Raw genomic sequence first — 7,517 nt, 5'->3', positions numbered from 1 at the left:
CGCTTCAGGCACTTATTCAATATAGCGAACCTAATTCATTGTGTCAACTATTTTTCCAAAAATCTTTTGGACACCTTCTGAGTCTCCATGAAACTCCCCATAGTGCCGGGTTCTAGGCAACAATGGTTTATGCACTGTGCCAACTCAGGAAGGGGGAAGCGTGAATTTTCAGTCGGTTATAGCTTTATTGCATCAGTTCTGGGGCGATCGCGGTTGTCTGATTGCCCAGCCTTACGATATTGAGAAGGGGGCAGGTACTAAGAATCCCCAGACATTTTTAAGGGCATTGGGGCCGGAACCGTGGGCTGTTGCATATGTTGAACCGTGTCGTCGCCCAACGGATGGACGGTACGGCGAAAACCCTAACCGCTTTCAACACTATTATCAGTACCAAGTTCTGATTAAGCCGTCGCCGGATAATATCCAGGAAATATATCTTGATTCATTAAGGGTTTTAGGTATTCGTCCTGAAGACCACGATATTCGGTTTGTAGAGGATAACTGGGAAGATGCGACTGTAGGAGCTTGGGGTACCGGGTGGGAAGTATGGTTAGATGGGATGGAAATTACTCAATTTACCTACTTTCAACAGTGTGGGGGAATCGATTGCCGCCCTGTGTCAATTGAGATTACATACGGGTTAGAGCGATTGGTAATGTACCTTCAGGAAGTTGAGGCAATTACTAAAATTCATTGGACGGACAACATTACTTATGGCGATGTTTACCTCCAGGCAGAGATTGAGCAGTGTACCTACAACTTTGAAGCGTCAAATCCTGAGTTGCTACTGACACTATTTAATTTGTATGAGCAGGAAGCTACCCAATTGACGGAGCGAGGATTGGTCTTGCCTAGCTTAGATTATGTAATGAAGTGTTCGCACACGTTTAATCTGCTGGATGCTAGAGGTGTGATTTCAGTGACAGAGAGAACTCGCTATATTGCCAGGATTCGGCATTTAGCGAGAAAAGTAGCTTATTTATATGTTGAGCAAAGGGAGAAGCTGGGTTTTCCGTTGCTCAAAGATACTGTAAGTTCAACAGAAAGCCCGAAATCCTAAAGGGTACAGCTACACGAACTCTCGTCGGCTAGGAACAATTGCATATTTGGTCAGCGTAGCACTTTGCATTCTGTTTCTCCACGCTGCGCTGGTGTTTCAGCTAAGTATTTCCTTATGATGTGGCTATAGCTAAAAGTCAGAAGTACCGTTAAATGTTGAGTCTAGAACATTAAGGCTATGAGAAAAAGGCCCGCATAGGCGGGCTTTGTTTGTATCAACTTGATGGACTATACTTCTCCACAAGCATCAAAAATTTTCGGTGTTGCTGATTAAAGAGATGAAAAGCTCATGCAGAGGCAGTCCAAACGCAGATAATAAGAGTTTGGAATATTTGATTTTTCAATTTCATAGCCAAATTTAGCAACGGCGCTTTTTCTCTATTGCTGCCCTAGCTATTCTTGAGTTAGCTGCAAATTCGGGTTGTCAGGTGCTTTTACAAAAAATTTTATGATTCAAAGCAGTGGTGTAATTATTTGTCTTGGCTATATTTTTGGGTTACTGTTTACAGCAGTTCCTTGGGGTGGCGTGTGGATTTTGGCTTTGGGGATAGTGGGAGCAATTATTTTTAGAAGACGCAACACTTCACGCCAATTTGCTCAAAAGCCAGAAAATGCTGGAAGCAAAAATAAAGCAGTGCCTAATATATGGCAAACTACTCCTCATGCTCGAATATGGATAGCTGCTGGTTTGGTGGGATTATTGGCAACTCTATATTTTCAATGGCGAGTGCCGCAACCAGGTGCAAAAGATATTAGTCAGTTCGTCCCGCCTGGCAATAGCAGCAATCAAGAACAACTAGTAATTATTCGTGGCGTAGTGGCGAGTAATCCCCGCTTAACTCGCAGTCAGCGTGGACAATTTTGGCTGGAAGCGACTCAGCTAGATGAAGTCAAAAATGATAAAGGTTCAGCAGGTGTTCCAAAAGGGGTTACAGGCAAATTGTATGTGACAGTGCCTATACTTCAGGCGACTGGCTTATACCCTAGTCAACAAATTGCTGTGACTGGGATTTTGTACAAACCAAAGGCGGCTTCCAATCCGGGAGGTTTCGACTTTCAGAAGTTTCTCAAGCAAGAAGGAACATTTGCTGGTTTGATCGGGCGACAAATAAATGTTTTTGAGCAAGAACGGAAATGGGGATGGTGGCAAATTCGGGAGCGAATTGTGCGATCGCAAGTTCGTTGGTTGGGTATCCCAGAAGGGCCTCTTGTCAGTGCAATGGTGTTGGGAAGCAAAGCAGTTGATTTACCCTACGATATCCGTGACTTGTTTGTACAAGCAGGATTAGCTCATGCTTTAGCAGCTTCTGGGTTCCAAACTTCCTTGATTTTGAGTGTGATTTTACAGTTAACAAAGCGGGCAAAAAAAGGAACACAATTTACCCTCGGCTTTTTGGCTTTAATCATTTTTCTGAGTTTAACAGGTTTTCAGCCTGCGGTACTTAGAGCCGTAATTATGGGTTTTGCGGCATTAGTTGGGTTGCTATTAAAAAGAAAAGTAAAACAGTTCGGCTCATTACTATTAGCAGCAACTTTATTATTGGTGTTCAATCCTTTATGGATTTGGGATTTAGGCTTTCAATTGAGTTTTTTAGCAACACTAGGATTAATAGTAACAGTACCCGCATTAGTCAATCGCCTAGCATGGTTACCACCTGCGATCGCTGCTTTGATTGCTGTTCCCCTAGCTGCCACTATTTGGACTTTACCTGTGCAACTTTCTGTCTTTGGGGTTGTACCATCTTATAGTTTGTTGCTGAACGTGATTAGTACTCCATTAATTTCGATCATTAGTATAGGTGGAATCATTAGTGCCTTAGTAGGCTTAATTTGGACTCAGGCAGGAAGCTTTTTAGCTGCGGTATTGCATTACCCGACTGATTGGCTAATTAAACTAGTGGAATTTTTTAGCAAATTGCCAGGAAACTCTGTTGCTGTAGGCAGCATATCTACTTGGCAGCTTCTGACAATTTATTTACTGATTATACTGGTTTGGCTAATCCCTTGGTGGCAGCGGCGGTGGTGGTTTGCTAATGTAATTGCGATTGGTTTAGTATTCATTCCCTTGTGGCATTCTACAAATACATTATTTAGGATAACGGTATTAGAATCTGGTACGGAACCAATTATAGTTGTTCAAGATAGAGGGACAGTAACTGTAATTAATAGTGGCGATGAAGGGACAGGACGTTTCACAATTCTCCCGTTTTTGCAACAGCAGGGTGTAAATCAAATCAATTGGGCGATCGCAACTGATTTTCAAGGCAATGACAGTAATGCTTGGTTGGAATTACTGCAACATTTACCAATAAAAAATTTTTATGAATATTCCCCCCAACCAGAAAATGCTATTGCGAGTCAGGCAATTCAACAAGAATTACAAAAATCTCAGGGATCTTATCAACCGCTGGCAGTTGGTCAAGCTGTGAAAACGGGTTCAATAGTGGCACAATTAATCAACGATCAATTACCTATTTTACAATTGCAGATTTTAGATCAGAACTGGTTGTTAGTAGGTAATATTCAGTCTAAAGAGGTACAAAAACTAGTTAAAAGTGGAAATTTACCTCGTCCACAAGTGTTATGGTGTACGCCTCAGTCATTAAAAGATTTAGTTATTGCTCTGCAACCACAAGTGGCGATCGCTTCTTCTGCCAACTTTGACACAAAAGCTTTATCTGAATTGAATCAAAGCCAAACCAAACTATTTTTTACAGGACGAGATGGGGCTATTCAATGGACGCCTAATGGTCAGTTTGAAGCGTTTATTGAAGCTACAGAAAATAAGTCTTCTGTCTTATAAAAACTCACAAGTAGGTAAATTTAAAGCACGATTTTTTTAAGGAAGACTAACTAAAGATAGATGTATGGTCATTCGGAAGTAAGTATCCTTTTTAATAAATTGCAAACTACTATACAATCATAGTTAGCAAGGATGCTTATTCGTAAATTTAGTTGTCCAGCACAAGTTATGAATAATCATTTTAAGCTGCAATTTTGATATTTTGTAGTAAGCAATTATTAGTAGAAAATTTTTGGTTTCCAATGGATAAACAGCATTTTTAGATATGGAAAGCATTGACGCGAGTTATTCAAAAAACGCGTACTTGTTGAGTTAATGTTTGTATTGTTATACCTACCTACAATAAGATATATTAAAAAAGATGGAAATGGGAAGTTTAATTGAATTTACATTGTTTGCTCCTCGTAATAAAGGAGCAGCTTTAATTGGGTCTTTTTCTGAGTGGAAAGAAATCCCAATGGTAAAAAGTGAAGATGGTTATTTCCGCACTCAAGTAAAACTGGAAGATGGAGTTTATCAATATAAATTTCGTATTCAAAGCAAAAGCCCGAATTTTGCACTTGATGAATGGGTAGATGTTATTGACCCTAAAGCAACAGATGTTAATGAAGCAGAAAAATCTAGCATAGTGCGGATTAAAGATGGGCAACGCATTATTGATACTTATGTTTGGCAACATGACGAAAAACCTTTGCCTGAGAATCGTGAATTAGTCATATATGAAATGCATGTTGCAGATTTTACTGGTGATGAGGTTGGACTGGACAAACGAGGCAAATATTTAGGGGTAATTGCCAAGTTAGATTATCTAGTTGAATTGGGGGTTAATGCAATTGAATTAATGCCAGTTAATGAGTACCCCGGTAACTATAGCTGGGGCTATAAAGTGCGTCACTTTTTTGCTACAGAATCTAGTTACGGTTCAACAGAAGATTTAAAGCGATTAATAGATGAGTGTCATGGTAGAGGCATTCGCGTTTTTATGGATGGAATTTATAACCATACAGATGAAGAATGCCCGTTAATGCGGATTGACCGGAATTACTGGTATTACGAACACATGCATTATCCTGAAGATCCAGATAATTACTGGGGGCCAGAGTTTGACTATGATAATTATGATGAAAAATTAGATGTTAAACCTGCATGGAAATACGTCGGGGATGTGGTGCAATTTTGGATTAAGGAGTATCACATTGATGGAATTCGTTTTGATGCAGTGCGCCAGTTAGCTAACTTTGAATTTCTAGGCTGGCTGGTGAAGCAAGGAAAAAACCACGCTGCACCCAAGCAGTTTTACAATATTGCTGAACATATTCCTGATACAAACACTGTAGTTAGGCCAGATGGGCCATTAGATGCTTGTTGGCATGAGAGTTTTAGGTACTTTATAGTTCCATATATTTCTGGAGAAACATTTGAATTAAAACAACTAAAGCAAATTTTAGATCCTAGACAGCAGGGTTATGCAACTGCCACCAATGTGATAAATTATTTGGCAACCCATGATCGCGAACGTTTATTGCGAGAATTAGGCGATCGCGGTATCTTTGACGCAGAGGCTTTTAAGCGAGCGAAGTTAGCAGCCGTTCTTTTAATGACAGCGATGGGCATACCAATGCTGTGGATGGGAGAAGAATTTGGCGAATATCAGCAAAAAAGCAAAGATGTAACTAAGCCACAGAAGATTAATTGGTCTTTGTTGCCAGGCGAAGAAAATCATAATTTATTTGAGTATTATCAAAAGCTCATTGCTCTACGCAAGCAGAATCTAGCTTTGCAAAGTGATAATATCGAGTTTTTCTACGAAAATGCTGATGATAAAGTGCTGGCTTACACTCGCTGGGATGAGCAGAATTCTTGTGTGGTGGTGGTGGCAAATTTCTCCGACCAGAATCTAAATAAATATAAAATTTTAGGCTTCCCATCGGCTGAATACTGGCGAGATTGGCTCACGAATTCAAAGGTGGAAGTCGGAGGAGAAGGTTTAGTCACCGATTTGCCAAGCTATACAGCTAAAATATTTGTTTAGTAGTTATAGTCAGTGAAAAAATCATTGATAGGTAGGAATTGTTCATGTTTGCGCTATAGCCCAAACTACAAACCTATGATTATTTTTTTCTCAAAATAATAGAGGACAGGTTAATTGCAAATAATGCGTTCGCTCTCCTCCACTGCTGTGTTAGTTTTCAAATAATCTTGCACCAGGGCGCAACCATAAGCCGATGCATCTAAGTTGAGAATTCGCTGCAAGTTCCACAGAATGAGTGTGTTGTCATCACCTCCTGAAACAAGCATTGTCCCGTCGTGACTAATGGCAATCTCCCTAATTGCTGCGGTATGCCCTTTGAGAGTCGTCAGTTCTGTTCCATCCGGCTTCCAAAGTTTGACGGTAGCATCCACGCTTCCAGAAGCAACTATTTTTCCATCAGGACTAAAGGCAACTCCCCAAACCGCAGCTGTATGACCTTTCAGTGTTTTCAGCAGCTTGCCTTCAAGTGTCCACAGCTTTACAGTATTGTCGCCACTTCCAGTAGCCACCATTTTAGTGTCTTGGCTAAAGGCTAATCTCCAGACTGTCGCCGAATGTCCTACTAGGGTTTTGAACAACTTGCCATCAAGCGTCCACAATTTAGCAGTACTATCGCCACTGACTGAACCAATCAGCCGACCGTCTGGACTAAATACAACGTGCCACACTTCCGCTTGATGTCCTTTGAGAATCTGCGGTGCAGAGTGATCGCGTTTCCATATCTGAGCAATTTTGTCAACATTTGCCATTGCGATCGCTTGTCCATCAGGACTCAATACTGCTGCTAAGAGTTTACCGAGAGGATCTTTGTAAGTAGCGACTAAAGTACCGTCTCGCTTCTTGAGCTTTATCGAATCATCGGAAGTGCGAAGCGCAATTAACTTGCCATCTTCACTAAATGAAACCTCGAAGATTGCGTCCCCAGATTCAGTAAAAGTTTTGAGCAATTTACCTTGGCGACTCCAAAGTTTAGCAGTATTTTCGTGGCTAGCTGTGGCGATCGCTGAACTGTCGGCGGTGATAGCTATTGACCAAATCCCAGCTTTATGAGCAACGATAGACTTTTGGAATGGATTTTGACTTTGCCAAAGTCTAACAATGTTTTCTGCACCCGCCGAAGCAATAAAGCTGCCATCTTTGCTAAAAGCCACTCCCCAAACGGACGCGCTGTGTCCTTTCAATGTCCTCAGTTCTGTACCATCAATGTTCCAAAGTTTAATTGTTTTGTCGAGGCTGGCGGTGGCAATAGTCTGACTATCGGGACTAAAGGCGACTCCCCAAATCCCGGCGCTGTGACCTTTAAGAGTTTTATTAAGGCGGTAGCTTCCACCTGGGCTGTTTCGCTGCCAAAGTTTGACAGTTGCATCTTCACTGGCTGAAGCAATTGTTTGGCCGTCAGGGCTGATATCTAATGCTAAAACAGCTGCTGTATGACCCGAAAAACGATTGTACTCGTCTGCTCCATAAACTGCTTGGCGTAATACATTGTCTACCTGACGCTGAATCTTTGTGTTTGGTTGACCTAGTTTTTGCAGTCTATGTTTGGCTTTAATAGCTTCTATGAGTGCTGTGATTTGAACGATATTTTTGCCAAACGGTCACGAAATGCTTCAAAACTCATTA

At 41.2% G+C, this 7,517-nt stretch carries 4 protein-coding genes and 1 pseudogene; 3 read left to right on the top strand and 2 right to left on the bottom strand.

All coding sequences use genetic code 11. The features are described from left to right. The first annotated feature begins 160 nt into the window (after window positions 1-160). From glyQ to VB740_RS16265, 3 genes are all read left to right on the top strand, one after another. Window positions 161-1,060, top strand: coding sequence for a glycine--tRNA ligase subunit alpha (gene glyQ / locus VB740_RS16275; RefSeq protein ID WP_323201007.1), 900 nt, complete (start codon window positions 161-163; stop codon window positions 1,058-1,060). 447 nt (window positions 1,061-1,507) lie between these two features. Beyond that, window positions 1,508-3,862 carry a ComEC/Rec2 family competence protein gene (locus VB740_RS16270; RefSeq protein WP_323201006.1) on the top strand — a complete coding sequence of 785 codons (2,355 nt, stop codon included), beginning with the start codon at window positions 1,508-1,510 and terminating at the stop codon, window positions 3,860-3,862. Window positions 3,863-4,229: 367 nt separating this feature from the next. Beyond that, on the top strand, window positions 4,230-5,894 hold the full coding sequence (locus tag VB740_RS16265) for an alpha-amylase family glycosyl hydrolase (RefSeq protein ID WP_323201005.1): 1,665 nt from the start codon (window positions 4,230-4,232) through the stop codon (window positions 5,892-5,894). Window positions 5,895-6,004: 110 nt separating this feature from the next. Here the strand turns inward: VB740_RS16265 and VB740_RS16260 are convergent, their stop codons facing one another. Next, on the bottom strand, window positions 6,005-7,045 hold the full coding sequence (locus VB740_RS16260; protein ID WP_323201004.1) for a WD40 repeat domain-containing protein: 1,041 nt from the start codon (window positions 7,043-7,045) through the stop codon (window positions 6,005-6,007). Window positions 7,046-7,150: 105 nt separating this feature from the next. Further along, window positions 7,151-7,300: pseudogene (locus tag VB740_RS16255) on the bottom strand (WD40 repeat domain-containing protein); the annotation flags it as partial. Between the last annotated feature and the right edge of the window lie 217 nt (window positions 7,301-7,517).

This window comes from Nostoc sp. UHCC 0251 (assembly GCF_034932245.1).
In the GTDB taxonomy this organism is placed as follows: Bacteria; Cyanobacteriota; Cyanobacteriia; order Cyanobacteriales; family Nostocaceae; genus Nostoc.
This window is presented reverse-complemented; position numbering and strand designations above follow the sequence as displayed.

Bases quoted from the DNA above. Each gene is read 5' to 3' on its own strand.
- VB740_RS16270 (WP_323201006.1), top strand. From the start codon at position 1,508: ATGATTCAAAGCAGTGGTGTAATTATTTGTCTTGGCTATATTTTTGGG.
- VB740_RS16265 (WP_323201005.1), top strand. From the start codon at position 4,230: ATGGGAAGTTTAATTGAATTTACATTGTTTGCTCCTCGTAATAAAGGA.